Consider the following 25714-nt stretch of genomic DNA (forward strand, 5'->3'; position numbering starts at 1 on the left):
GGCTTTGTTAACTGGACGGAAGCCCCCCGTTAGACTGAACGGGGTGCAGTAGAGTGTAGCGCGTTCAAAGCGTCACGAAAATATCGGAAGGGAGTCGCCAGCAAGAAGGACACCCCCCGTTAGACTGAACGGGGTGGCTTAGAGTGTACTCTGACGCCTTCCGGACCGGATATTTTCAACGAGTTTGCTCAAGCGTCCATCCGCGGACAGATTCTCGAAGGCAGTCTCGGTGCTGACCTGTAGGTCGTAAGTGTTCGTCATGCCCTTGCCGTGCCCTCGCCCGGTCCGGTTTTTCTCCAAGAGGCCGGAGTGTTCGAGGTCGTTCAACTTCTCCCGGAAGGTGTGGTCGATGTAGTTATCGGCGTCGATGGCCTCACAGTAGTCTGAGTACTTCTCGTAGAGGTCGCTCGTCTCGGCGGGCGTTTCGCCGTTCTCGGCGGCCTCGACCACCGTGAGGAGAGCCAGCTTCCGTTGGGTAGTCTCCGCGCGAATACTTTGTCCAACTCGGTCGCGTTCGATTCCAGCCTTCGCCTTCCGGACGTGGGATTCGGTGACTACCTCGTCGTTTTCCTTCTTCGCCAACTCGACAGACCGAGAGAGAAGCCTGAGTCCCTGCCGAGCGTCGCCCGTGTCTTGGGCCGCGAACGCCGCGCAGAGCGGAATCACGTCGTCTTTGAGAACGCCGCTCTCCAAGGCGGTGAACTTCTCCTCGCTGCCTTCGAACTCGGTGTCCCGGAGGGCTTTCACGGCGCGTCGAGCGAGGATGTTCTTGAGTTGGTTGGCGTCGTAGGGATGGAACGTGATTTCTCGCTTGCCGAGCGAGGAGCGCACGTCGGCATCGAGATTATCGCGGAATTGGAGGTCGTTGGTGATGCCGATAACGCCGAGTTTGGCGTCGTCGAGGTTTGCTCGCGGGAGTTCGTAGAGGATATAATCGTCTTCGCCGATGGCGTCGATCTCATCGAGGACGACGAGGATGGTCCCGCCGATTTCTTCCATCTCCTCGAAGGCCATCTCTACGAGGGTCTTGCGCTGGTGGCCGACTGGTTTGTCCACGCCGGGGCCGAATCGGACTTCCCGGAGTTGCTTGACGAGGAGCGTGAGGACGTTGTAGGATTTGTCCGACCCTTTGCACTGGACGTTGACCGTTGTGAGGTCTACGTCGTTTCGGTCGGCCCATTCCTGCAACTGGTCGGTCTTGAGTTTGACGCCGTGGGTCTTCCCCTGCCCGGTCGGGCCGTAGATAAGCACGTCACGGGGCGTGCCACCGCGGGCGATTGGTTCGAGGGCGGAGTGTAGTTCGTCCAGTTCGTCTTCACGCTCGGGGAGGTCTTTCGGACGGTAGGTCTCGGTGTCCGGCTCTAAGGCGTCGATGTCGTCGTAGAGTTTGTCGGCCTCATCGAACGTTCGCATGTCTTATCAGAAGCGTGAGCATGGAGGCACTTATAACCCCCTGCTAGAGTGAGTAGAGTGAACGGGGTTAGTTAGAGTGAATATGCTGTCGGTGAAGGTCTCGGCTTCCACTGGGGGACGGGGGGCATTAGAGTGTAGACGGAAAACGGCAGGGGATGCTCTTGGGGGAATTCGATTTCGAAAATATACCATAAAATCGGCGGGTAGAATGTCTATAGCGACTTATTCTTATCTAACTGGTTACTCTGGTATCAAATAACCACTCGCTGTTCTTATCGCGTTATTATATACTTTACTATATTAGATAGCAGTAGTAGAAAAGTACAGCAATAGATACAGTTAGCGGCGGAAATAGAATCCAGCTATTTCTACTTTAAGTACCCTGCCGGTAACCAGAATTCGTTCTCCCTTTGTTTCTCTCCAACTACACTCTAACACCCCCCGTCCCACCCGTGACGAATCCGCAGGAAAACTCGCATTGCTGCCCGCCGTTATTTTATAAGCTTAGGAAAACGGGAAAGGACGTTTGATGGCACAAACCGACCTTACCCGCACATCTGCCTTCCGAACCCAGTCTGAAAAGAATTGCTAACCCCCGCCGTGAACTAGTTAGTCGCGAAGAACGACCGCGTCCGCTGATTTCTCGAACCGCCGGTAGTCACGGTCGGCACCGATCACGTCTCGCGCAGCCCGGTTGAACGCCAATCGGACGGCCTCAACCAAATCCTCGTCTCGGTCGAGAGCGTCACCCACCATCGCAGTCCACTTGTCCGGCTTGACGAACACTATCTCTGTTTCGTCTCCAAGGAGAGGATTGAACTCGTCTGAACGAATATCATCAAGGTCGTCACGGTCGACGGTCGTTGTGACAGTAGTGACCGCCTGCTTGAGCTCTGATTCCGACACTCCAGTTGCGTTGCTCGTGGCCGTGATATCATCCGGAGAGACAGCAGTTGCAGGCTCACTGGCTTCGTTCACGTCGGGCTCGTCTGCCTCAGTTGCGTCCTCGTCGGCTTCGACATCTCTGTCTGCGTCCTGGTCGTCGAGGACATCGCTCGCGTATCCGAGTGGCTCCAGCGCGATCATCTCCTCTAAGACGTGGGGGTAGAAGAGGAACGGCTCCTGAGTGTCGTCATAGCTATTGAGGTCGATACCGAGGTCCTCTAAGTCTTTATTTGGTACGAGAACCTTTTGGTGGAAGGTTCGGACTTCCATGCCGGGAAGTTCCGTATCGTCTGGTGCGCTCCCGATAATAATCATTGGGGGAGTCTCCTGAAGGTCAAGCTGCACAGTTACCTTGCTGCCTTTCTCGATACCGGCGTCCTGTGCGGCCTTCGAGAGGCTAACTCGATAGCAGTCTTCGTCGGATTTCTGCCGGAGCGCGACCAACTCGTGGGGTATCTGATACGGCGATTCAGTAGTGTCGTTGCTCATTAGGTGAGTGGAGGACATTCGCGGATTTTGCACTTGTGCTTTGATGGCGGGGTTAAATCGCTACCAGTCGTCGACGCTACCTTCGGAATCTCCCTCAAAGCTGGAGCGTCACATCTGCTCACTCGAGGCCAACTCTTGATCGGGCCCTGCGGTAGCACGTGTGAGGTCCATCTTAGCTCCCTCCTTCGTCGTCGGTAGTTGGGGGAAATCCGATAACAATCACGCGTGTATTTGGCCAGCGGGCTTCTACTGACTCCTTGAACGGGTTAACTGAGTCGTTCGAGTTGCCAGTTTGTGGGTCGGGTTGTGCCATCGCAATTAACTAATTGGGGGACTAACGAATAAATCTTTCTATTCTTATTAGGTATTAATGTAGGTGTTCAGACGATGAGACTTCACCTACGAGAACGGTGAGGTCCAGACAGAATATGCGTATCCACAACAGGGCCAGTAGAACTGGAACTTCCGGAAACGACCCGCTTGCTTAAGTCCCACGAACCTGATACCACAGTCAATGATAACCGACGCTCGGGTCTTGCGAACCGGCTTCGTCCCCCGAGAAGTCGAACACCGTGACGCCGAAGTCACCCATCTCACCGAAATCCTCGCGCCGCTCACCGACGGCAACCCCGCCGACACTACACTTCTCCTCGGTCCCTCCGGCGTCGGCAAGACCTGTCTCGCGAAGTACACCGCCGAACAGCTTCGACAGGAAGTCCTCGACGTGGAGTACCAGTACGTCAATTGCTGGCAGAACTTCTCGGAGTTCCGAACGCTCTACCGGATTCTGGAAGGTCTCGGCAAGACCGTGGACATCCACCGGCAGTCCACGCCGCGCGACGAACTGTTCGAGCGCCTGCGGACCTACGACGGCCCGCCCTGCGTCGTCATCCTTGATGAAGCCGACCAACTCGAAGACAAGCGCCTCCTCTACACCCTCCACGAACTTCCACAGTTCCCGATGCTGCTCATCGCCAACCGCGAGCGCGAACTGTTCGCCAACGCCGACGAGCGCCTCACCAGTCGGCTCACCGGGTGCGAGCGTGTCCGGTTCGACCGCTACGATTCGGACGAACTCGTGTCCATCATGGACGCTCGCGTGAAGTGGGGCCTTGAAGAGGAGGCTATCGAGCGCGACCAGCTGGCGACCATCGCCGACGCCGCGGCGGGCGACGCTCGCGTCGCGTTGAGTATCCTGCGGACGGCCGCCCGGCAGGCTCACCAAGAGTACGAGTCGGCGATCACCGACGAGATTCTGGACTCCTCGATTCCGGAAGCCCGTGCCGAACGCCACGAGAAGGACGTGGAGACGCTGACGCCCCACCAAAAGACCCTCTACGAGATTATCGAAGAACGGGACGCGATTTCGCCGAACGAGTTGTACGAGGAGTACCGCGAGCGGATAGAGGACCCGAAGACCGACCGGACCGTCCGGAACTATCTGTCGAAGATGGACCAGTACGACGTCATCGCGGCCGAGGGGACGAGTCGTGACCGGACGTATCGGTCGGTCTCGGAGACGTTCGACGCTATCGAGTGAGCGATTCTACGAAACGAATCCAGTCCGTCTCCCTAGCCCGAGGAACGCAAAAACACTTAACGTATGTCTCTTTACCGAGCCGGTCTACTACTTGATCGAGTTCACACTCGACGGCACGACGCCCGAGACCGGCGGGCGAACTCCGTTCAATCCGTCACCACCTGACCGAGAGTACGACAGCGTTCTAGGTGGAGTTGTGTATTCGTCGGGTGACTTTTCGTATCGAGTCAGTTCGACCGACGACTCCGGTCGATTCGACTGATGCGTAAGGTTGGGCCTCTTTCTCGGGACCTCCGTGTGACTCGGGGCTGCCACATATCGATTTTTTATTATATTCAGTTTAATATTCACGTTTGGCGGCAAGAAACCATCATGTTGCGTCCTGCCGTACAGTGAAGCCCTCAATCCACTTGCCGCCACCCTCCTCTCGTTCCCCTGTCGCTGAAGACTGCTCTCGGGTTTCCGCTACCTCCTCGACTTAGAGACGGGCGTCTCCTCGACATGGACGACGACGAACGAGCGACCTCCTCGACTCGCTCTACAGCGGGGTCGAGTCCGGCGTGTTCGGTGTGGCTGTCCGACGGTCACTCACTCGAAATCGTTCGGTCGCCGACGACCCGGCGAGGAGGCGACGGAGGTTTCAAGAGCGTAGCGGGACCAGAGCGAGAGGAGTAGCGATGACGACGAACCGTTCGGCGACTGAGATATTTCGGCTCTTGGCCGACGAGACGCGCGTCGATATCCTTCGAGCGGTCGCTATCGCTCAGCACGAACTCGACCAAGCGGGGTCCGGACCGGCCGAACTCGCGTTCTCCGAGATATACGACCACGTCGACGTCGAGAACACCTCGAAGCTGTCGTATCATCTGGGAGAACTTACGGGGACGTATCTGCGGAAGGGCGATTCCGGATACTCCCTCTCGCACGCCGGTGAGCGCATCGTTCGATTCATCCTGTCGGGGAACTACGAACGACCGGATTCGTTCGGTCCCGAGTCGGTCGCCGGGGTGTGCGTGTTCTGTGGCGAGGAGGAACTCGAAGCGTGTCTCTCTCAGCAGTTCTTCCGAATCGACTGCAGGGAGTGCGACCGACAGGTGACGGGACAGCCGATAACGCCTGCACAGGCGAAGACGCGGGACGGTGATGCGCTCGTCGAGAGCGTCAAACTCCGGAGCGTCGACGATTACAGGCAGATTCGACGGGGGATGTGTCCGGAGTGTGGGGCTCGTCTCACTGCGGCGGTGAGAGCCATGCCGGAGAGTCCGTTACCGGACGCCGATTCGTTCCTCGTGACGAGCGACTGCGAGGAGTGTCTCCGGGAGTACAACAGTCCGCTGACCTACAGCGTCGCCTCGCATCCGGCGTCGGTCGCGTTTCATTGGGACCACGGCGTCGACGTGACCTCGAAAGGCGTCTGGGAGTTCCACGAACACGTCTACGAGGGCCGCTGGACGTCCGAACGAGTCGAGTCTGGGCCTGTCGAATACGAGGTGGTGTTTCGTCACGGGGACGACGCGGTGCGACTGCTCCTCGATTCGAGCGCGACGGTGACTCACACCGAGCGCGTGCGACGCGAGAGCGGCGAGTTCCGCCACTCTTGACAAGCATTTTACTTAACGGCCGTTGACAGGGATGTGTCCCATTCCCGGAGATTAGTCCGTAGAGCCGGATTCGGAACGTACTCCGTCGCTGTTCGGTCAACTGCAGTTTTGAAACCATCGCGACAAATTATCAAATATACGATACTTTTATTGGCGTCGATAGCCCCTCCTCACTCGCAACCGAGGAGGTCCGAACAGATGCAACCGAGCAAGCACGGCGACGAAGCAGACGCACAGAATCCAACGACCGGAACCGACGCCGAACCGTGGGAGCAATCCCGGAGACGTTCGATGTCGGCCGAAGATATCGCCGACGCCTACGCGGACGTGGCCGACAAACTGGCCCGATGGAGTCGGCTCGACCGACTGTTCTCCGGGCGGTACCGCCGCGAGCAGTTCGGGACGGCCACCGGCAGAGTACTCGACGTCGCCTGCGGCACGGGCAGAAACTTCCGGTATCTCGACGCGGCAGACGCCGTCGTCGGTATCGACATCAGCCCCGACGTACTCGCGTATGCCCGCGACGAACTCGACGCTCTCGCGCTGGACGGCACCGTCCACAGAATGGACGCACAAACACTGGACTTTCCGGACAACAGCTTCGACACCGTCGTCTCGTCGTTCTCGACGTGTACGTTCCCGGACCCGACTGCGGCCCTCGACGAGATGGGGCGGGTCTGCAAACCGGACGGCGACGTTCGGCTCCTCGAACACGGCCGGAGCGACGTCGCTCCGGTCGCTCGGTGGCAGGACTGGCGCGCCGAGTCTCACTACGAGAAAGCGGGTTGTCGGTTGAACCACGAACCGGTACGGACGGTCCGGAGTTCCGACCTCGCCGTCGAGCGCGCTAGCGGACGGCTCTTCGGACTCGTCGTCACCATCGACGCCGCTCCGAATCAGACGCCGGGGTCCCCATGACTCACGGCAGGACCGACACGTCGAGACGTAGGCTCCTCGTCGGTCTCGGTGGCCTCGGCGTCGCCGGACTCCGAACCGTAGGCGGTCCGGCGACGGCAACCACCGTCTCCGCCGAATCTCGCGTCTCGTCGGCACCCGACGACCCGTTCGCAGACGCGGACGAACTCGAGGAGTTCGTCGAGACGCGGATTCGCCGGCGCCTCGGGGACGTGACGCCCGGAGCGAGCGTCGCCGTCGTGAAGGGCGATACGCCCGTCCTCGCCGAAGGATACGGAACCGCGAACACGTTGACCGGCACCCCGGTGCGAGCCGACGAGACGGCGTTCCGCGTCGGCTCCGTCGGCAAACTCGTGACGTGGACCGCCGTCGTGCAAGGCGTCGAACGAGGCGTGCTCGACCTCGACGCTGACGTCAACACGTATTTGGAAGACTCGGCGGTCACGATTCCGGAGACGTACGACGAACCGGTCACGCTCCGACACCTCGGAACGCACACCGCTGGTTTCCAATCGGGCCTCGACCCCGGCGTCGTCGCCGACCCGGACGCGCTCGACCCGTTGGAGGAACTTCTGGCCGACCGCAGGCCGCCTCGGGAACGCCCGCCGGGCGAACTGGTCGAGTACTCGAACTACGGGGCCGCACTCGCCGGACACGTCGTCGCCGAGGCCCACGACATGACGTTCGAGCGGTACGTCCGGTCGGAACTCTTCGAACCGCTCGGCATGACCCACAGCACGTTCGCGCAACCGGTTCCGGACGACTTCTCCGGTGACCTCGCGTCGGGCCACACCGACGAGGGAACGTCGTTCACGCCCGCAGACGAGGTGTTCATCAACATGCGCCCCGCGGGCTCGACGAGTGCGACGGCGACGGACATGGCCGCGTTCATGAGCGCCCACCTCGGCGGGGGCGCGGTCGGCGACGCGCGAATCTTGGCCGAGGAGTCGGTTCGGACGATGCACGACCGACACCACGTTCGTCATCCGGCGGTCACCAACTGGCGGTACGGGTTCCACGAACACGGCGACCCGGACGCCAACCTCGTCGCCCATTCGGGCGCGACGGTCGACTTCACGAGCTACCTGCTCCTCGCGCCCGACCACGATGTCGGTATCTTCGTCGCCTACAACGTGAACGGCACCGAGGCTCCGGAGGTCGTCGTCGACGAACTCGTCGCCGAGTTTGGCCTCCAGCCATCGCCGACCCCGCCGATTCCGACGGCGACGCCGGGCGGTCACGAGCGCGCCGCGACGGTCGCCGGGGAGTACGGCGCCACGTACTTCCCAGAGACCGGCCCCTTGCAGGCGGTCGGCCTCCTTGCGCACTTGTCCGTGGAATCGGCGGGTGAGGGGCGACTGCGCACCGAGACGGCAGGCGGTGAGCCCCGTCACTGGGTCGAAACCGAACCGTACGTGTATCGGGAGGTCGGGAGCCACGACGTACTCGCCTTCGAGGTCCGCGACGACGAAGTTCGAGCGCTGAACGTGAGTAGCGAACCGACCGGCGTCTATCGCCCGGTTCCGGTCCGCGCGCGACAGCTCACGACCGCTGGGGTCGTCGGTGGCTCGGCGGCCGGGTTCGGGGCGTCGCTCCTCGGGTGGGGCGGACTCGGTGCGTGGCGGCGATTGAAACGGTGCGACGATAGTAGCGAGCGTACCACGGAGGAGTCGAGATGACGGGAAGGACTCGCCCGCGTGTTCCGTCTCGGACACGAGCGGCCGACTACTGGACCGGGATGGTTCGCGGCGTCGAACGTCGGGTGACGAGCCCCGCTTGGCTCGCTCGCGCGGCGGGAGTCGCGCTGAGCCTCGTCTCCGTCGGGTTCGTCTCCTCGTTCCTGTTCGTCCTCGAACGGGGCGGGAAACGCGCCCTCCTGACGCAGCCACTCTCGCTGCAAATCACGCTCGCACTCCCGACTATCATCGTAATTCTTACACTCGGGACGGCCGTGGGTTCGGTACTTGCGTGGCGGAATCACTACTGGTCGTTGCCCGCACGTGTTCATCAGACGGTACTAGCGGTGCTGGGACTCGCGTTCAGTTGGCAACTCGTTGCTCTCGGGTTCCTGCCATCGTAGACCGACGAAAAATCAGAAACCAACAGACAACCATTCGAGACTATGTTCACGAGCTTAGGATACGTTACGGAACTCGAAGAAGCGGCCGAGCGGGGAAAATCAGAGATTCGGTCACGGATGACCGTCGGCGAAGCCGACGTCCGACGAGCAGTCGGACGGGCGTTTCCCGACGCCGACTCGATAACGATTCACGGCGACCCGATGGCCGGGGCCGGAGGAGTCACCTACGTGGTCTCGCTCGGAGACCCCGAATCGAAGTACGTCCTGAAGTTCGCTCCGGAGGAGGCCGCGGACCACCTCCGGAACGGCGTCGCGGTCTACGACTATCTCAACGCCCGGACGGAAGTCCCGGTGCCGTCGGTACGGGCGATAGAGACGGAGGATACCGAGGTCCCGTATCCGTATGCCATCGTCGAGTACGTGTGGGGAGACGAACTGTCGAGTATCGAGCAGTTCGAATCGTTTCCGCGCGACCGCCAGCGGTCCATCGTCCGTGAGATGGGTCGCGTACTCGGCACGCTCCACGCACAGACGCAGTTCGAGACCTACGGGGCGCTCGAAGGCGAGACGACGCGGGACCTGACCGTGAAGAACGGCGCGTCGGACTGGAGGGACTACTACCGTGAGACGTACGAGGAGTACGCGACCGCGGCGGATGATTCGCCCGTGTCGGACCTCGTCGCCGAGGCCTACGAGTATTTCGAGGAGGCGTCGGCGACCGTTCGTCCGGAATCCGGTCCCGTCCTGCTGCACGCGGATTTCACCCCCGACAACCTCATCACCGAAGACGGCTCCGTTCGAGCGGTCTTGGACTGGGAACACGCCAAAGCCGGATGCAGCGCACGGGAGTTCTGGGAGGTCGAGGAGAACGTCGTCCGCATCTTCCAATCGGACGAGGTCCGGGACGACTTCCGAGCGGCGTTCTATGGTGGATACGGGGAAATCGAACCCACGTCGGAGACGTTCCTCGCGCTGAAGTCGCTGTTCGCCGTCGGCGAGTTCACCAGAATTGAAACCGTCCGGTCGGTGCTCGCGGAACTGACGGGTGAACTGGACGCCGCGGAGTTCAGAGACCGCGCCGAGCGAGAACTCGACGCCCGAATTCGAGACGCGGAAACCCGACTCGAAGAGCTAGCCTGACTCCCGGACGTCGAAAAGAGCGTTCGTGACGGGTCTTACCGGTCGAGGAACGACTCGGCTTCCGCCCAGACGAGGTCGGGCGCTTCGCCGGGGCCGCTGTGGCTGACGCCGTCGAACTCGACGAGACGGCTCGTCGGAAGCGCGTCGTGGACGGCGCGGGCGCTCTCTCGGAGGAAGTCCGGTCCATCGGTCCCGGTCAACACGAGGACGGGGGCGTCCACGTCGAGACGGTCGGGGAGTCGATACGCTTCGACGGCGTAATTCATCCGGACGACCTCCTCAGCGAGGTCGACGCAGTCGGGCCAGACCGGCCACTCCGCCAACCACGCGTCGAGGTCGTCGATGCCGTCGGGATGGAGGACCTGCTCGACGTAGCGTTCGACCGCTTCCCGGCGTTTGCCAGCCTCGACGAGCGACTCCATGCGACTGGCGAGGTCGGCTTCCTCTCGGTACTCCTCGGGGAGGACCGCGGGTTCGTACGCGACCACCGCTTCGACGGGTGCCTCGGTCGCGGCCTCGATCGCCGTGAGCGCGCCGAAGGAGTGACCGAACAGAATCGGCTCGCCGTCGACTTCGTCCACGAGCGTTCGGACGTACTCGGCTTCGCGTTCGAGTACGTCGTCGGCGCTCGTCTCCTCGGGGTCATCGAGACAGGTGCCGAAGCCCGGTCGCTGGGGGACGACGGCGGCGTACTCGCCGAGATGCGGAATAACCGGATTCCAGTACTCCCGAGGAGCCATCCCGCCGTGAAGCAGGATTACCGGCTGACCATCGCCGTGTCGTTCGTACGCTACTTCCGTGCCGTCGGCAGGCAAATTCGTTGGCATACACCTGTCGTTCGAGGACGACGGGGCTAAGTCGTTCTCTCACCAATTGCGCTCTTTAAATGGGGTCGGTCGATGAAGCAGTACGCTGTCGGACCCCGAGGCGCGGTCGTCGTGCCCGCCGGGGTGAAAGCGGGAGTGCCAGTATCGCAGTAGCAAGGATTATCGTGGCAGCGACGACTTCCGTGTCGGCGACCGCTATCGTGCCGGAGCCGTCTCGTCCGATGGCGTCTTCCGACACACCCATTAGCAGTGACAGAAACGATACGGTATGGGACTCGTCGCTACGTTCGAAATACACTGCGAGGCGCTCCCGCTTACAGGAGTAGCGACGGCCGTCCCCGAAGCGACGCTGGTTCTCGAACTGCAGTTCAACCACGGTGCCCGCCCGCTGTTCCTCGTCACCGTGACCGACGGTTCGCCGACGGCGGTCGAGAACGCCCTCGCCGACGCCTACGACGTCAAGGAGTGGACTCTGGTCGGTCGGGCCGGTGACACGCGCCGCTATCAGGCGGTTCCGGCGCTCAGTTTCGAGGAGCAACTCGGCGATCACCTAGAGGATCTCTCGGGTCTCGAAGCGCTCGCCACGGCCGACGCAATCATCGAACGAATCGAGGTACTGCCGAACGGCTGGCGACAGACGGGGTGGTTCGCCGACCGGGACGCGTTCGCGGCGTTCTCGTCGTTCTGGCAACAGAACGCTCGATTCCAGTTGGAGCGACTCACTCGCGACGACGAACCCGAACCGCCGGGTGACGGACTCACCGACGACCAACGCGAGGCGCTTCGGACGGCGTACGAACGCGGGTACTTCGACATCCCGCGTCGGGCGTCCCTCGAAGACGTCGGCGCGGAGTTGGGTATCACCGCCTCCTCGGTATCCGAGCGGCTGCGTCGCGCCCAAACGCAACTCATCCGAGAGACGGTGGCGACGACGTGGCCGCCGCTTCCCGGCTGAACCTCGACGCGACCCGGCGTCGTACTCCGCGGAGGCGAACGACGGCGGCCGGTCGCGCCGAGGAGCCGACACCGCCAAAGTGAGGGCGCTCGAACTAGCCGAGATACCATGACGACGTGGGACGACCGATTCAGGAACGGCGACTACCCCCAAGACCCCGACCCGTCACCGGTTCTTCGCCGGTACGTCGATAGCTTTCCGGACGGACGGGCGCTAGACGTCGCGACGGGTACCGGGCGAAACGCCGTCTTCCTCGCCGAGGAGGGCTATCAGGTGGACGGTATCGACAAGTCCGGCGAGGGACTCCGAATCGCGCGCCGGAACGCGGCCGACCGCGGCGTCGCCGACCGCACGAACTGGATTCGGGCCGATATCTCCTCGTACACCTTCCCGGAGTCCACCTACGACGTGATTACCATCAGCTTCTATCGCGCCGTGGACCGGTTTCCGGACGTCAAGGAGGCGCTCGCGCCGGGCGGCGTCCTCTTCGTCCAGCACCACCTCCGAACGTCGGACCCGGTCGAATCGGGACCCAGCGGCGACCGCTACCGCTTCGCCGCCAACGAACTCCTCCACTCGTGTCTCGACTTGACGGTGCTGTACTACGACGAGCGCACGGAACGCCGCGCCGACGGGCGCTCGGGTGCCCTCACCCAAATCGTCGCGCGAAACTCGTCGGGCAACCACCAGTCGTATCCGCGGGCCTCGCTCGCCGAAGACGACGGTCAGTCGTGACAGTCGCTCGCGCTTCGCCGCCCGTTCAGGCCATCGAACGCCCCGAATCGCTGGTGCTGTAGAACTGGCCGTGGAACGAGTACGGCAGTCGATGCGGCGGCGGTGCGTACGGTTTTGGTTTACGCTGTCGATGTGAGTCTATGACCGACCGAGGCCCCGGACCCGAGCGCGTGTCTTCCCAACGGCAGCTGACGGTCGATTACATGCAGATGGCGGGCCGCCGGAGCAACGTCCACGGACTCGTGGAGGTCGACGTCACCGACGCCAGAGAACGGATTCGGACCATCGAGGAGGAAACGGGAACGGACCTCTCGTTCACGGCCTTCGTCGTCTCCTGTCTGGCGACGACCGTGGAGGAACAGCCACAGATCAACCGATACCACGATTGGCGAGGCCGAATCCACTAGTTCGAGGAGGTGGACGTGAACGTTCTCGTCGAACGGGAACTCGACGGCGGGCGAATCGGCGTCCCCCACGTCGTCCGAGCGGCCAATCGGCGGTCGGTCCGGTCGATTCACGACGAGATTCGGCGCGTCCAAGCGGACGCCGCGAGCGGCCCCGAAGGCGGACTCGCCGCGCTCGCCCGCCGCCTCCCCGGATTCGTCCGCAGACAACTCTGGCGACTCCCGCAGTGGTTCCCGTCACGGTGGAAGGACCTCGCTGGCACCGTCGCGGTCTCCTCGGTCGGGATGTTCGCCAGCGGAAACGGGTGGGCCGTCAGTCCCACGAACTACACTCTCCAACTCAACGTCGGCGGTATCGGCACCAAACCGGGCCTCGTCGATGGCGAACTCCGGTCCCGAGAGTTCCTGAGTCTCACCGTCACCTTCGACCACGATGTCGTGGACGGAGCGCCCGCCGCGCGGTTCGTCCGACCTCTCGGCGAACGGCTGGAAGCCGGGACCGGTCTCGACGCCGCGTTCGACGAATGACACCGTCGAACTTGCCGATACTATCGGTCCAATCTCGAACGAAAGATTCGATAACGAAGCGTGTTCTCCTGCCACTGGCAGTAATTCGATAGTCCGAGTCCGTTCGTTTCTGGCAACTTCTGGAATCCTCCGTTCACCGGCGCTATTATCCCAGTGTCGGCTTCCTTCCGAGGAGGCCGCCGTTCTCGGAACTTCCGGAAACCGCGCGCCGACGCTTAACGGACTACCCGAAGTATGCGATGATATGCGAGCGATACGACAGAACGGTGGGAGAGCAGACCCGGAGCTACCCGAGTTACAGACGGGCGTCCGTCTCCTCGACGTGGACGGCGAGGAGCGAGCGACCGCCCCGCTTCAGTCGCTGGTCCTCGACCATCTCCTTACGAACGACGGAAACGCGGTGTGGGTGGACGCGGCGGGTCACGCGGTCACCCAGTCGCTGGCCTCGCTCGCGCCGAGCGGCCGAACCCTCGGTCGAATTCAGGTCGCCCGTGGGTTCACCGCCCACCAGCACTACGCGCTCGTCCGCGAACTACGCGAACAGGTAGACGAGGAGACGTCACTCGTCGTCTGTCCGGCGTTCGACCACTGCTACCGCGAGGCCGAGACGTACGCCGACGAGGGCGAGGACCTGTTCCTCCGGGCGCTCGCGACGATTTCGCGCGTCGCCGACCGACACGACGTGCCGGTCCTCGTCACGCGCGCTCGGCAAGACGGGTTCTCGGACCCACTCGCCGCGGCGGCCGCCGAGACCATCCGGTGCGAACGAACCAAGCTCGGGCCACGGTTCGTCGGCGACGACTTCGAGACGCTGGTCTACCCGATGGACGACGGCACAGTCCAGACGACACTGACGTTCTGGCGGCGCGTCCTCGAAGCCCGCGTGTCGGCCAGCGAGACCGCGACCACCGGGACGTCCCACGAGACGGTCGCGCCGACCACGGAGGTGAGCTATGGGGCGTACTAACCCGACGTTCCGCGACCTGCTCACGTCGCTCGAAGACGACTGGCAGGACTACCGGCGGGCGCTCCGACGCCCCGACCAAGACCGCTTCGACCGCCTTTGGGAGGAGGCCCGCCAGCATGCCGACGCGGGCGGCTACCTGAACCACCAGAACCCGATGGTGGTCGTCCTGTTCTCGATGCTGCTGGCTCAAGAGCGCCGTATCGAAGACCTCGAAGCGGAACTCGAAGGCGGACGCTCCGAGGCGACCGAGACAGACGACGCGGCGTCGTAGCGGGATGCCCTACAAAATAGACTTTTTCGACGGCGAGGCCGTCGAGTGGACGCTGACCGAGGAGGGCGCGACGAACGAGCGTGTCCTCGATTACACCCCGACGTTCTATGTCGGCCGCGGTGAGGGTGACGAGCAGTCGCTCGCGGACGCACAGGCGACGCTTGAACAGTTCCTGACGGTCGCGCGGACGAGCGTCGAGGAGTGGCGGCCGGGCTTTCGCCACGACGCCGAGGCGATGATTCGCGTGGATGTAACGAGCGTCGAGGAGGTGTCGCGTCTCGCTCGCTGGATTCGGGAGTGGGGCGACCCCGGCGAGTATCGCTGTTTCAACGTGGACTTCTCGCGGGAGTTCCGGTACTGTCTCGAACAGGGGTGTTCGCCCACGCCCGAGCGCGAGGTTTCGACGCTCGCTATCGAGGGGCGGGCGCACGAGTTCGAAGACGAGGAGGTGCCCGCGCTGTCGGTCGGCGGCGAGCAGGTGGGTCGGTCGCCCGACCGAGCCTTGCGGCGCATCGAGGAGACTGTCGCCCGTCGGGACCCGGACGTGCTGGTCGTAGACTCGGCGCAACTCCTCGCGGAGCTGCACGCGCTGGCGGATCGCCTCGGCTACGACCTGCAACTTGGGCGGCGACCGGGCTTCCAGCAACTCGCCCGCGAATCGACCTATACCAGCTACGGGCAGGTCGGCCACTCGCCCGCCCGCTACAACGTGCCCGGCAGGGTGGTTATCGACCGCTCGAACACGTTCTTCTACGACGAGACGAACATCGCGGGCTGTATCGACCTCGTAGAGCGGTCCGGGAAGCCCTTACAGGAACTGTCGTGGGCGTCCATCGGGAACGTCCTGACCGCGATTCAAATTCGGGAGGCGCTCTCTCGGCGCGTGCTGGTGCCGTGGCAGGCGTGGCGGCCCGAGCAGTTCAAGACGATGGGGCAGCTTCAGGACGCCGACCGCGGCGGGTTCACGTTCGCGCCCGACGTGGGCGTTCACGAGGAGGTCCACGAACTCGATTTCTCGTCGCTCTACCCAAACATTATCTGTGAGTACAATGTCTCGCCGGAGAAGATTCGGTGCGACGGTCACCGTGGTCGAGACGACGTTCCGGGGCTTGGGTACTGCATCTGCGACGAGCGCGGGTATCTCCCGGACGTGCTACAACCGCTCATCGACGCTCGCGACGAGATTAAAGCCGAGATTCGCGCGACCGACGACGACGAGCGACTGGCCGAACTTGAAGGGCGGTCGGGGGCTATCAAGTGGATACTGGTGTCGTGTTTCGGGTATCAGGGCTTCTCGAACGCGAAGTTCGGCCGTATCGAGTGCCACGAAGCGATTAATGCCTTTGCTCGTGAGATTCTGCTCGACGCGAAAGAGCGACTGGAGGACGGCGGGTGGCGCGTGGTGCATGGGATTGTCGATAGCATCTGGGTTACTCCTCGGGAAAGCGTCGAGCAGGAGTCGCTGGACGATTTGGCTGAGGAGATCACCGCCGAGGTGGGGATTCGGTTGGAGTACGAGGCCGAGTACGACTGGACGGCGTTCGTGCCGTTACGCGACAGCGAGGCCGGGGCGTTGACGAAATACTTCGGGTCGGTAGCGGGCGAAGCCGAGTACAAGTATCGCGGCATCGAGTGTCGCCAGCGGAGTACGTCGGCGTTCGTCGCCGACGTGCAACGAGACTGTATCGAGGTCTACGACGAGTACCGGACGCCTGAGGCGGTCTGCGACCGCGTGGCCGCGGCGCTTCGGCGGCTACGCGAGGGCGACGTAAACCCCGAGGAGTTGGCGGTGAAGTCGCGGGTGTCGAAGCACGTCGAGGAGTACCACCGCTCGACGCGGACGGTTGCGGCGTTTGAATCGGCCGCAGATGTGGGCCGGGACGTGCGGCCGGGGCAGTCGGTCGAGTACGTGGTCGTAGACGACGCGAAGTCGTCTCGTGACCGGGTGGCGTTGGTCAGTGAGGCCGAGGAGTACGACGCGGAGTACTACGCCGAGCAGGTGATTCGCGCTGCCGAGAGCGTGCTATCACCGCTCGGGTGGCGCGAGAGTGAAATTCGTGGGTATCTAGCCGATAGGGAGGACGCGAGTCTGAGTCGGTATTAGTTCTGAGTAGGACTCTTCGTGTATTAGCAGAAGTTCTGCGTCGCGTACACCCGAGTTTTCCCGTCGATTTCGACAACGTAGATGCCGATACCTTCGTTCTGCCAGTAGTCTCGCAGGATGTTCTCGCGGTGGCCGGTTGAGTTCATCCACTGGTTCACGAGACCACGGGCTAGTTCCTTCTCGTTCGAGTAGTAGACCTGCTCGCCGTTCTCACGAATCACGTCCTCGTGAGCGTAAGTGTACGCGATGTTCTCAGCACCGGTGGCGTACTGGTTTCCATCCATCGACACCTTACAGGAGTAGTCGTACTTCTCGTAGCGGTCCTCCATCGTCTCGCCGTCGGGTGCAGTGTGAGCGAAGTACTGTTGGTCTCCCATGTCGTGGCTGTGGTAGCGGGCGATAGTTCGGAGTTCGGTATCGAAGTCCAGCGGTTGGAGGCCACGGTCTCGTCGGCGGTCGTTGATGCCTTCGTGAACCAGATACTCGATTTTGGTTCGATTGAGGTCGTCCCCGAGGAGGGCGGAATCACCTTCGTCGCTCGACGCTGACGTGGACTGGCGTGTTTCGGTGGCGTTCGCGACCGCGCCTTGCGAGTCGTCCAGCAACGACTCGGCGGGTGAGGTATCGACCGGGAAGCCCGGAATTGGCGCGAGGCCAAGCTGGCCAGTGGTGGCGAGTCCGAGAAGTAGCACGACGAGAACTGTTCGGAGACTCGGCGTCGCCAGCTTGAATTTGAGCCACGTTAGTTCGAACTTCTGTGAGAGGGCGCTCAGAACACCGCCGTCGTTGGTCGCGGAGTCGCGGATGCGGTCGAGTTCGTCGGTGAGGTTGTCGTCCTTGATTGACCCGTCGGTGTTGACATCCGGACTGGACGGGAAGTCCGCGTTCTTCTCGTTTCGTCCGGTTCCACTATGCGTATCGGGATTCGCTATCGGTTCGCGCGTCGTTTGACAACAGTGTTGGGCGTCGGCGAAGTACTCGTAGGAATCACCGCAGTCGCGACAGGTGAACTGCTGAGAGTCGTTCGTTTCGGTATCCGAGTCGCGCCGAGCGTCGAGGTCGCTCTGCAAGTGCTTCGAGTCGTCGCCAAAGAGATCGACAGCAGGGCAGTCGTGGTTCTCGGGGAGGGTGTGTTCACCGCAGACTTCTTTCCCGCAGTGGTTGCAGTCACGGGTCAGAGCGTCGGATGTTCCACAGTGCGAACAGGTTCCCATCTATCGAGTCCTATTTGTATCACAAGTTAATGGTTTTGCTCGTACACGAATGCCACCCCTCCACGACTATACCGCCCTCGAACGCGACATGTGTTTTCTCCTCGCCGAACACGACGACCCCTCAGGCCACGACCTCGGTGATGCGCTGGATAAACTGTACTCCTCGGGTGCAAGTCAATCGAGCGTCTACCCGGTGCTGAAAACGCTCCGTAGCGATGGTCTGGTTGAGAAGCGCGCGAGCGAAGGCTACGGGAGCGCCTACGTGCTGACCGAGGAGGGCCGTGAGGCAGTACGGGAGTATAGCGAGTGGGTTGGGGGGCGAGTGCCCGAGGAGTGAATGACTGCGGTTTCTTATTTCTGTCACGTAAATCGGTATGGGGTACGAAAACTAACCTCAAAACCATTCCGTTACGGATAGTTGAATTGGTCTATTCGGCCACTCTCACTTCCGGCCCGGACGGCGAGAGTCTTAGTGGGTTCCCGATTTCGATGACATGTAATACTAAGAGGAGACCGAATCGTATGAGAAAACTGATTACGGAATTGCGATGGTCAAACTGGCGAAGTGACCGGACGGCACGTGCGAGGCTACGCAGGTTGGGTGGAAAATCGTCGGAACGGGGGACTCGGCTGCGCGCGTAACTGAGGATATGGCCGGGCAGATTGCCGAGAGGAAAGAGAACGGGCGATATAACGATGATTCTTCTTTCCACTAATAGCGAAAGATTTGACGAGTTGGACTTCGTACCCCTCAGAGAAGAAAATGAGTTCAGAGACTCCTACTAATGGCTGCGGCAACGATTCTGCCCTATTTAAAGTGGAAACCAAGGAGTCTACTATCGAGGGGAACAAACATCTTCGCCGATTTCACGAGCGTGAAGGCTCTATTTTGACGTTTGAGTCTCGTAAGCAGGCCGAGATTGAAGCGATTCACCTCTCCTACATCGGGACAAGGGACCTCCGAATTCAAACGGTTGCAAAGAACGATACTACTCCTGCAGATGCATACCTAATTCCGACAGGAGGGTCGCGTCATGGTTATGGACGAACAACGGAGAATGCGACCACAGGATGGGAGAAAAAGCGAAAAGAGGTGCTAAATCGGGATGACTTCATTTGCCAGGAATGCAAGAGAACGGGTGGCCCAGCGGGAGAGGTGCAACTTCACGTTGATCATGTCACCCCAAAGAGCGCTGGCGGAACAGACGAGACCTCAAATCTTCGAACTCTCTGTAAGGAATGCCACCTCGAAAAGCATGGGAGTACGCCTCGTTCGTCCTTCCAAACAGACGATGAGATCGCTAGGGCTGTCGTTCGTACCGCTAACGCTGCTCAGTATCCGATTTTCACGATTTTCGAACTAAAGGATGAACTCGAAATCGGCTCTAATGCAATAAAGCGACTACGGAGCGTGATGTCGGAATTGGAGAAATGGGATAACTGGGGGGAAATAGAAGCAGAATACGGGAGTGTCTACTTCAAAAGAGAGGCGAACATAGATCGGAAATCAATCGAGATTCTTGGTGGGCAGGTAGCCTATCAGAATTATCTCTTGGATAGTGGTACTGCAGTACGGAGGCTTGACGATAAACAGAGTACGTCACTTTCAGATTTTAGCTAACCGGCACCACTTAGCTTCGTGAGCGCACCCACCCTCTCGTCGACATCGTCGAACAGGGTGAGAAGACCATCTTCTACAGCCCCGATGGTGGAGTCTTGTCGCGGCCCCGTTCGACGAGTCCGGCGTTGACGGGACCGAGCAATTCGAACGATAAAAAATTAATGAACGCTGAGTGCTACATCCGCAAGAGAGGAGTAGTTCTGGGGGCCGATTCATCCATGGTATCGGTAGGTGTTCGAGATTTAGAAGAAACGAACTTATTTCGATGGAATCCAAAATTATCATAAATTTTACTCTTATTATTTCACTATGTAGTCCTAAAGAGTTCTTGGATATCCATACTGAGTTTGTAGAAAATATAAATGTATTTACTATTTTATATATAAAAGTAATTAAAATGGATATTTCAGGTCAGAAGCGATCCGCAAGGGATGATGCACCATCACCAAATTGGCACGAATACACAAATCAGGACATCAAAGAAAACATTGAAGAAAGTTATCGAGAGGACTATCACGGGTGAATCACTTTCACTTTCAGTGCACTATAGAACGAACTTTATCACGACCCGGTTTCTCGGACCGGTGCATGGTTCCCACGCACCCAGAGTAGACCGGCACTGCGCGAATTGAGCTACCCGTCGGCGTTGAGGAGGTGGTCGGCGGTGCCAGACGCGGTGGCCCCGTCCTCGGCGGGAAGTCGCGGCTTACGTCGTGGATACCGGAGTCCATGCTTGAACACATCTGCTTCGTGGGGGTGTTCGGCGGCACGAGTAACGCGCTGGTGAACAAGGACCTAGATAGGAGTACCGTCGAGGTGTACAGTAACCGGGACGGCAACCTCGTGCAGTTCTTCCAGGTGCTATGCGACTGCGAGAAGGAACTGGTCGAGTGGCTGGAGACGGTGTTCTACTTTTTCCGTCTGATACTGAATCAGCCCCTGATCTTCGTTCAGCAATTCCCCTCACAAAGAATTAGAGCCGACAAACAATTTAAGTGCCGTAAGAATCTATTTTTAGACATAATTCCCTGGTGGGAAGTGATCTTGGCCTGATCCCCCGGAAGGCAGGGTTCGAATCCCTGCATGGGCATCGATTCCGCGGAAGCGGGGGGCAGGTCAAGGAGGTGATTCGACAAGTTATGGTAAACATCGTCGGAGCGGGTCTCGCTTCATACATGATGGCACAGTTCAGTATCGCATTCACAATTGGTATCGGCATCGTAATCACAATCCTCACCCTACCTTCCGCGGTTACCTCCCCAGAGGCATTGCTAATCCAATTTAATTGTATTCATCCGGTTTCAAAACATCTGCCGTCTTCTGAATCAAGGATGCGAATGCTTCTAGCGTCTCCTCGCCAAGTTCGTCATCGCTGTACTTCCCACTCGCTATTCGGTCGTAGATGGTCTCCGCAACCACACCCTTATCGAACGCACCTTCCTCCGGTTCCCCCTGCTCGATCTCGTTGAGTTTCCCTTCTACAGCATCGAACATCATCTTATGTTCGTGGTCGACAGCCTCAACCAGCTTGTCCGGATCCACATCGTCGGGGTATTGCTCGGCAACGACCTCGCAGAAGGTGTTCGCGGGGAGGCGTTTTTCAACCTTGACCGATTCTCGTCGGCGTCGTCCAGCACCTCACTCATGAAGATGATTCAACTCTCGTCGATGTCCTTTTCGGCCAGCATCTCTTTATGAGACGTAGCATCCTTGATATCGCCGTCATTGAGAAAGACAACGTAATCGTAGCCCTCGGCGTCGAGGAACCTAACCACGTATTAGGTCTTGGAGCCATCCCCCGAGTGTAGAGCGCGGTTTAAGTACGCCTCTAGTTGTGTGAAACGCTCAATTTCTCGCGGTATGGGAACTCTATCTTGTGTTTCGCTTTCAGTAGTTTTAAGTTTAATACGTGCATAATTCTAGTTAGGAAAGCCGAGGCTATTAGGGCTTGTTCTCACTTTGGGAGAACGGTCCACGGGTGTTCCAGCACCCGAGACCACGGCTTTCCAACGGGACTAGAAAGCCATGTTCGAGTCAAACCTACGCGAAGAAAAGCGTAACGCTCGCCAACCAGTTGTCGAACGCTTGGAGGGGGTGTAAGTATGGGATGCCAGCAGTGCGGTTGTCCCACTCAGTACCGTGTGTGTCGAGAGTGCGAGCGCATGGAGCGTGCCGAACAACAGGCGCGCCATTCCGAGCTTGGGCTTGATGTTGCGGACTGTCCCGAGTGTGGCGGTCAGACGAGTGGTGAGGGCGTCGTCTGTTGGAGGTGTCGCTAGATGGCGTTCGCCCAGTCGGAGTCCGAGACCGTGCGCGTCGAGACCAACGTCGAGCAAGTCCTCACGGGACTGCAGGTCGGTCTCGCTGGTGCGAAGGGGACGTGTTGCTGTTGTGGTCGAGAGTTGCATGACGGCCACGGTGTGACTGTCTACGCGTATCGCACCGCCGGGCACGACCAGTGGAACCTCCCGCGGGTGTACTGTCGGGAGTGTAACAGTGGTGAGGTTGAGACGCCGACGCTCGGGACAAATGAGGTCGTCGCGACCGCGTTCCTCGGAGTGATGCAGGTCGCGGCGGCGCAGACCACGCGGTTAGCGTTGACGGGCGTCGAGGTAGAGGAGTACAGCGGGCCGGACAAGGGAAGCGAGGCGTAGCGGACGGATCAGGGTGGGGCTTCCTTCTTGATTACCCGGTGTTGGTACTCGCCTAAGTAGTCCAGCAGACGCAAGTGTCGAGACGGACTGTACGCTTCTCGCTAACCAATGGAGTGTGTTTTGCGAGTTGGTTCCATTGGTTAGCGATATGCTGGTGCGAACCGTTTTCTTGCTACCAGACGACCACGCGGATATCTTTCGGGCGGGAAGAGTCAAAATTCGCCCTGATACTAACCAATGATTACTATCACGTAAAGGGTGTCATTGGTTAGTAGTGACACGGACCGGCGTTCAAATTGGAATAGCGAGCGCGTCGCGGTCGGGCGCAAAGTGTTTTGCGCACATAACTCGCGCGCGAGACCCGGTACGTCGCCGCCGTCGAGACAATCGTCCCGTCCCAGGAGGCCGAACTAGCGAAGTCGGGAGACGAGTACAAGGGCGAGGAGACCGTGTTCTACTGCGACCCGCCGTACGTCGGCAAGGAGGGGTACTACCCCGTCTCGGACATCGAGCATTCGGAGTTCGTCTCGGCGTTGGGCGAGTTGGAGGGCGACTGGCTGGTGTCGTACGCCGAACTACCCGGCGGGCTACGGGAGGAGTATCGGGTCGTCGGGCGCGGCGAGAAGAATTTCATGGGCAACGGGAAGTCGGGGAGCGCGAAGCGAACGCGCGAGCATCTGGTGATGAACGTCGAGTAGACCGCGAGAGACGTTTTGTTCGCTCTCTCGAATCGGTTACTATTCCACCATTCTTATGAAGTATTTTCACTTTCACCGAACTATCGAATCGGTATCATAACCCCCTCGTGAGTAGCGCCGGATATGGGCGTCGCACAGGTGCAGATCACGAAGAAGTCTCAGAAGTGGCGGTATCGCTGTCCGAACGGGCACACGTCGTGGGAGATGACAAATAACCACATGTGGTGTCGAGCGTGTGCGAACCAGTTGGACGTGGACCCCGAGTTCTGGGAGGTGTACGACCAGAAGACCGACGAGACGATTCCGAGGGAACAGGTGATTTTGGAGGCGTAACTTTATATTTAATCCTCTTTTTGATGTTCAGATCTCTATTAAGTAGAGTTCTTATTCCGGCCTAGGTTCTTTGATCAACAAATAATATTCAAATAGGAAATTATAATCGAAAAATGTATACAGGTATATGGTATTCTCTAGATGCGTTCATGAAAGCAGGTGCAATCGCAAGGGTACACGGGGACTTCGACACTATCGACACATCTGACTTCCCAGATGAAGATACGCAACACGGCGAAACCATTCGCTCCAGTCTCGAAGTCGGTCAAGCAGAAACGGATATCTACGGTCATCAAGTCGTCTACGGGCAGGCGGCTCATCAAGAGGCGACGGAGATAGAAACGTTCGGTATCAATCAGAACGGTCAAATCGGAATCGACGAGACGCGAGTCGATGTCGTAACGAACGTCACGGACTTTCTTTGCGTCCTCGGAGAATACGCAATCGTCGAAAGCACGGACGACACGTTTGCTTTCGACCTCCTGAGTAGAGCGACCGATACGACTGTCGAGAAGGTCGAGTTCGACATCAACTCTCTTATCGAAGCTCACCACCCGGAAGCGACGTTCTGGATGGGTGGATTCCACAATCGGTCGGGTGACGTAGACTCCGGCGATGGATACGGAGAAGGCGACATCTTCGAAGACGAGGATATCGGTGATGTCCTCTGGGAGTCGGACAAGAACCGAATCGGGATGCGGTTCGAGTTCGAGGACCAGATGGTCAAGATGATGGTCACACAGTCGGGGTACGCCGAGGTCTATCAGCCGAGTGGCTTCAGTTCGCTCGAATTCAGTCGTCTCGTGAACGAAGTCTTACTACCGCACGCACGATAGGAGAATCCAAATTATGTCCCAGACTCCATCCGAGATTCCAGACGACGTAGCATTTCACGTCATCGTCGAGGCGAGCGTCCTGAAAGAGATAGTCGAACCGCCAGTAAAATTGGCGAGCGACCAAACGACGAATGATAAAGCAGCTAACTTCCGGTGGTCCGAAAGCCAGTTGCGAGTCCGGACTGTCGATGGCTCGCAAATTATGATGGTCGAACAGACCGTTCCTTCCTCGTCCTTCGAGCACTACGACTTCCGAACGTCGGGTGAGATCACTTTCGGGACTGCCTGCAAACGACTCGACAATCTTCTCAAAGCCGCCGACAGTGACGACCTCGTTGAACTGCGATTGGACTTAGAGACGAACCGTCTCAACATTCAGTTCGCGGACGTGAGCTACTCATTGGCTGGTGTCGATACGAGCACGATAAACGAACCGGACATGCCCGACCTTGACCATGCTGTCTGCGCGAGTGCGCACAGTAGTGTCTTCGAGCGTGCGCATAACGTCGTCGGAACGATTGCCGATACGCTGACCTTCGAGGCTGGTGACGGTAGCTTCCGTATTTACGGCGCTGGCGATACAGACACCGCAGAGGTCAGTCCTGAGGTGACGCTTGACCAAAGCAATCTACAGGCCGACGGCATTGACGTTTTCCTCGAAACTGATGGGCCTTCGGTTCAGAGCCAGTACAGTAGCGACTATCTCAAGGACGCGGTTTCGTTCCTCCCCGACGACTACGTGACGGTTGAACTCAATACGGAGATGCCGATGCGAATCAATGCGAATCGAGCAGACGCGCGGATTCCGACGGAGATCTTGGTTGCGCCGCGGATAGATGATCCAGCATGATTTAGATTTTAGTATTCGAAGTAAAACGTGGTTATACGTTTTTGGCTCTCCCAAGTAAGTGACCAAGACATCTTCTGAAATCTGACCGAAAAGTTTTTCCATACGACAACCCTGTTCTAAATGGACTTTTCACTACAGTATAACCAACAATGAAACTAATATTGTAGTAAAACAAATTCACTTTACAAAATTTTTATATATTGCGGGTCTAATCACGCAAATGGATATGGACACGGTGGGATGATGTTTTTCTCACCGTTACCTCACTTGGTTTCTTAGTATACTCTCTAGTTATTTTCTCCCTTTGGGGCCATTACGCTTGAAATCTCTGGCGATTCATAATCAAGAACTAATGAAGATATTCCCTTATAAACTCTCTCGTCTTCGAGAAAGTGGAAATCGAAAGATGACCTGTGACGGTTTATAATAAAGAGTGTCGCTAATCCACGCTACTAATTACCATACATCCAAGGGTTTAAACGTGGATAGACACATCGCTTCGAATAGGTTTGATACAACCTCCCTACCGTGTCCATATCCACCGCACTCGCTTCTCCTCCCCCGAATTCGAGAAGTTGAGTGCGGGAGACTCGG

General features: G+C 59.3%; 27 protein-coding genes. 22 read left to right on the top strand and 5 right to left on the bottom strand.

Annotated features, from left to right (window positions below; all coding sequences use genetic code 11):
• Positions 1–138: 138 nt before the first annotated feature.
• Entirely contained in the window at positions 139–1413 is a 1275-nt protein-coding gene (locus EPL00_RS21120) for a Cdc6/Cdc18 family protein (RefSeq protein WP_135855182.1), read from the bottom strand.
• A 609-nt stretch (positions 1414–2022) separates the two neighbouring features.
• Positions 2023–2847: a hypothetical protein gene (locus tag EPL00_RS21125; RefSeq protein WP_135855183.1), complete on the bottom strand. Its 825-nt coding sequence runs from the start codon at positions 2845–2847 to the stop codon at positions 2023–2025.
• Positions 2848–3361: 514 nt separating this feature from the next.
• Between EPL00_RS21125 and EPL00_RS21130 the strand changes: the two genes are divergently transcribed.
• The 6 genes from EPL00_RS21130 (at position 3362) to EPL00_RS21155 (ending at position 10123) form a co-directional block, all read left to right on the top strand.
• Complete coding sequence (locus EPL00_RS21130; protein WP_135855184.1) at positions 3362–4387, top strand: Cdc6/Cdc18 family protein; 1026 nt, start codon at positions 3362–3364, stop codon at positions 4385–4387.
• A gap of 677 nt (positions 4388–5064) precedes the next feature.
• Complete coding sequence (locus EPL00_RS21135) at positions 5065–5988, top strand: winged helix-turn-helix domain-containing protein (protein WP_135855185.1); 924 nt, start codon at positions 5065–5067, stop codon at positions 5986–5988.
• 198 nt (positions 5989–6186) lie between these two features.
• On the top strand, positions 6187–6906 hold the full coding sequence (locus EPL00_RS21140) for a class I SAM-dependent methyltransferase (protein WP_202932732.1): 720 nt from the start codon (positions 6187–6189) through the stop codon (positions 6904–6906).
• Positions 6903–8582 carry a serine hydrolase domain-containing protein gene (locus tag EPL00_RS21145; protein ID WP_135855186.1) on the top strand — a complete coding sequence of 560 codons (1680 nt, stop codon included), beginning with the start codon at positions 6903–6905 and terminating at the stop codon, positions 8580–8582. The genes EPL00_RS21140 and EPL00_RS21145 overlap by 4 nt, the downstream gene beginning before the upstream one ends.
• A gap of 83 nt (positions 8583–8665) precedes the next feature.
• Positions 8666–8983: a hypothetical protein gene (locus EPL00_RS21150; RefSeq protein WP_135855187.1), complete on the top strand. Its 318-nt coding sequence runs from the start codon at positions 8666–8668 to the stop codon at positions 8981–8983.
• Between the two features lie 42 nt (positions 8984–9025).
• Entirely contained in the window at positions 9026–10123 is a 1098-nt protein-coding gene (locus tag EPL00_RS21155; RefSeq protein WP_135855188.1) for a phosphotransferase family protein, read from the top strand.
• Positions 10124–10158: 35 nt separating this feature from the next.
• Here EPL00_RS21155 and EPL00_RS21160 read toward each other — a convergent pair whose 3' ends face one another.
• Positions 10159–10950 (bottom strand): alpha/beta fold hydrolase, encoded by a 792-nt coding sequence (locus EPL00_RS21160; protein ID WP_135855189.1) that lies wholly within the window; start codon positions 10948–10950, stop codon positions 10159–10161.
• A 268-nt stretch (positions 10951–11218) separates the two neighbouring features.
• Between EPL00_RS21160 and EPL00_RS21165 the strand changes: the two genes are divergently transcribed.
• From EPL00_RS21165 to EPL00_RS21190, 7 genes are all read left to right on the top strand, one after another.
• On the top strand, positions 11219–11905 hold the full coding sequence (locus tag EPL00_RS21165) for a helix-turn-helix domain-containing protein (protein ID WP_135855190.1): 687 nt from the start codon (positions 11219–11221) through the stop codon (positions 11903–11905).
• Between the two features lie 108 nt (positions 11906–12013).
• Positions 12014–12640 (top strand): class I SAM-dependent methyltransferase, encoded by a 627-nt coding sequence (locus EPL00_RS21170; RefSeq protein ID WP_135855191.1) that lies wholly within the window; start codon positions 12014–12016, stop codon positions 12638–12640.
• 140 nt (positions 12641–12780) lie between these two features.
• The gene (locus EPL00_RS23705; protein ID WP_202932733.1) at positions 12781–13047 is read left to right on the top strand and encodes a hypothetical protein; all 267 of its coding nucleotides are present in this window, start codon (positions 12781–12783) and stop codon (positions 13045–13047) included.
• Positions 13048–13062: 15 nt separating this feature from the next.
• On the top strand, positions 13063–13572 hold the full coding sequence (locus tag EPL00_RS21175; protein ID WP_202932734.1) for a 2-oxo acid dehydrogenase subunit E2: 510 nt from the start codon (positions 13063–13065) through the stop codon (positions 13570–13572).
• A gap of 244 nt (positions 13573–13816) precedes the next feature.
• Positions 13817–14539: a hypothetical protein gene (locus tag EPL00_RS21180; RefSeq protein WP_135855192.1), complete on the top strand. Its 723-nt coding sequence runs from the start codon at positions 13817–13819 to the stop codon at positions 14537–14539.
• Complete coding sequence (locus EPL00_RS21185) at positions 14526–14810, top strand: hypothetical protein (protein ID WP_135855193.1); 285 nt, start codon at positions 14526–14528, stop codon at positions 14808–14810. The genes EPL00_RS21180 and EPL00_RS21185 overlap by 14 nt, the downstream gene beginning before the upstream one ends.
• 4 nt (positions 14811–14814) lie before the next feature.
• Positions 14815–16914, top strand: coding sequence for a type B DNA-directed DNA polymerase (locus EPL00_RS21190; protein ID WP_135855194.1), 2100 nt, complete (start codon positions 14815–14817; stop codon positions 16912–16914).
• A 23-nt stretch (positions 16915–16937) separates the two neighbouring features.
• Here EPL00_RS21190 and EPL00_RS21195 read toward each other — a convergent pair whose 3' ends face one another.
• Positions 16938–18128 (bottom strand): CAP domain-containing protein, encoded by a 1191-nt coding sequence (locus EPL00_RS21195; protein WP_135855195.1) that lies wholly within the window; start codon positions 18126–18128, stop codon positions 16938–16940.
• A 49-nt stretch (positions 18129–18177) separates the two neighbouring features.
• On the opposite strand from EPL00_RS21195, the gene EPL00_RS21200 reads away from it, so the two are divergent.
• From EPL00_RS21200 to EPL00_RS21215, 4 genes are all read left to right on the top strand, one after another.
• Positions 18178–18465, top strand: coding sequence for a PadR family transcriptional regulator (locus EPL00_RS21200; RefSeq protein ID WP_135855196.1), 288 nt, complete (start codon positions 18178–18180; stop codon positions 18463–18465).
• Positions 18466–18891: 426 nt separating this feature from the next.
• Positions 18892–19749 carry an HNH endonuclease gene (locus EPL00_RS21205; protein WP_135855197.1) on the top strand — a complete coding sequence of 286 codons (858 nt, stop codon included), beginning with the start codon at positions 18892–18894 and terminating at the stop codon, positions 19747–19749.
• 328 nt (positions 19750–20077) lie between these two features.
• Complete coding sequence (locus EPL00_RS21210; protein WP_162224296.1) at positions 20078–20272, top strand: hypothetical protein; 195 nt, start codon at positions 20078–20080, stop codon at positions 20270–20272.
• Positions 20273–20478: 206 nt separating this feature from the next.
• Positions 20479–20802 carry a hypothetical protein gene (locus EPL00_RS21215; RefSeq protein ID WP_135855198.1) on the top strand — a complete coding sequence of 108 codons (324 nt, stop codon included), beginning with the start codon at positions 20479–20481 and terminating at the stop codon, positions 20800–20802.
• 228 nt (positions 20803–21030) lie between these two features.
• Here the strand turns inward: EPL00_RS21215 and EPL00_RS21220 are convergent, their stop codons facing one another.
• Positions 21031–21291: a hypothetical protein gene (locus EPL00_RS21220; RefSeq protein WP_135855199.1), complete on the bottom strand. Its 261-nt coding sequence runs from the start codon at positions 21289–21291 to the stop codon at positions 21031–21033.
• A 737-nt stretch (positions 21292–22028) separates the two neighbouring features.
• Here EPL00_RS21220 and EPL00_RS21225 point away from each other — a divergent pair.
• The 5 genes from EPL00_RS21225 to EPL00_RS21245 all read left to right on the top strand — a co-directional run bounded on the left by EPL00_RS21225 (position 22029) and on the right by EPL00_RS21245 (position 25120).
• Positions 22029–22403 (top strand): hypothetical protein, encoded by a 375-nt coding sequence (locus tag EPL00_RS21225; protein WP_135855200.1) that lies wholly within the window; start codon positions 22029–22031, stop codon positions 22401–22403.
• A gap of 449 nt (positions 22404–22852) precedes the next feature.
• Positions 22853–23101 (top strand): hypothetical protein, encoded by a 249-nt coding sequence (locus EPL00_RS21230; protein ID WP_135855201.1) that lies wholly within the window; start codon positions 22853–22855, stop codon positions 23099–23101.
• 123 nt (positions 23102–23224) lie between these two features.
• Positions 23225–23434: a hypothetical protein gene (locus EPL00_RS21235; protein ID WP_135855202.1), complete on the top strand. Its 210-nt coding sequence runs from the start codon at positions 23225–23227 to the stop codon at positions 23432–23434.
• A 113-nt stretch (positions 23435–23547) separates the two neighbouring features.
• Positions 23548–24270 (top strand): hypothetical protein, encoded by a 723-nt coding sequence (locus EPL00_RS21240; RefSeq protein WP_135855203.1) that lies wholly within the window; start codon positions 23548–23550, stop codon positions 24268–24270.
• Positions 24271–24283: 13 nt separating this feature from the next.
• Positions 24284–25120: a beta clamp domain-containing protein gene (locus tag EPL00_RS21245; RefSeq protein ID WP_135855204.1), complete on the top strand. Its 837-nt coding sequence runs from the start codon at positions 24284–24286 to the stop codon at positions 25118–25120.
• Positions 25121–25714: the final 594 nt, after the last annotated feature.

Origin of the sequence: Halorussus salinus (assembly GCF_004765815.2) — an archaeon.
Taxonomy (GTDB): domain Archaea; phylum Halobacteriota; class Halobacteria; order Halobacteriales; family Haladaptataceae; genus Halorussus; species Halorussus salinus.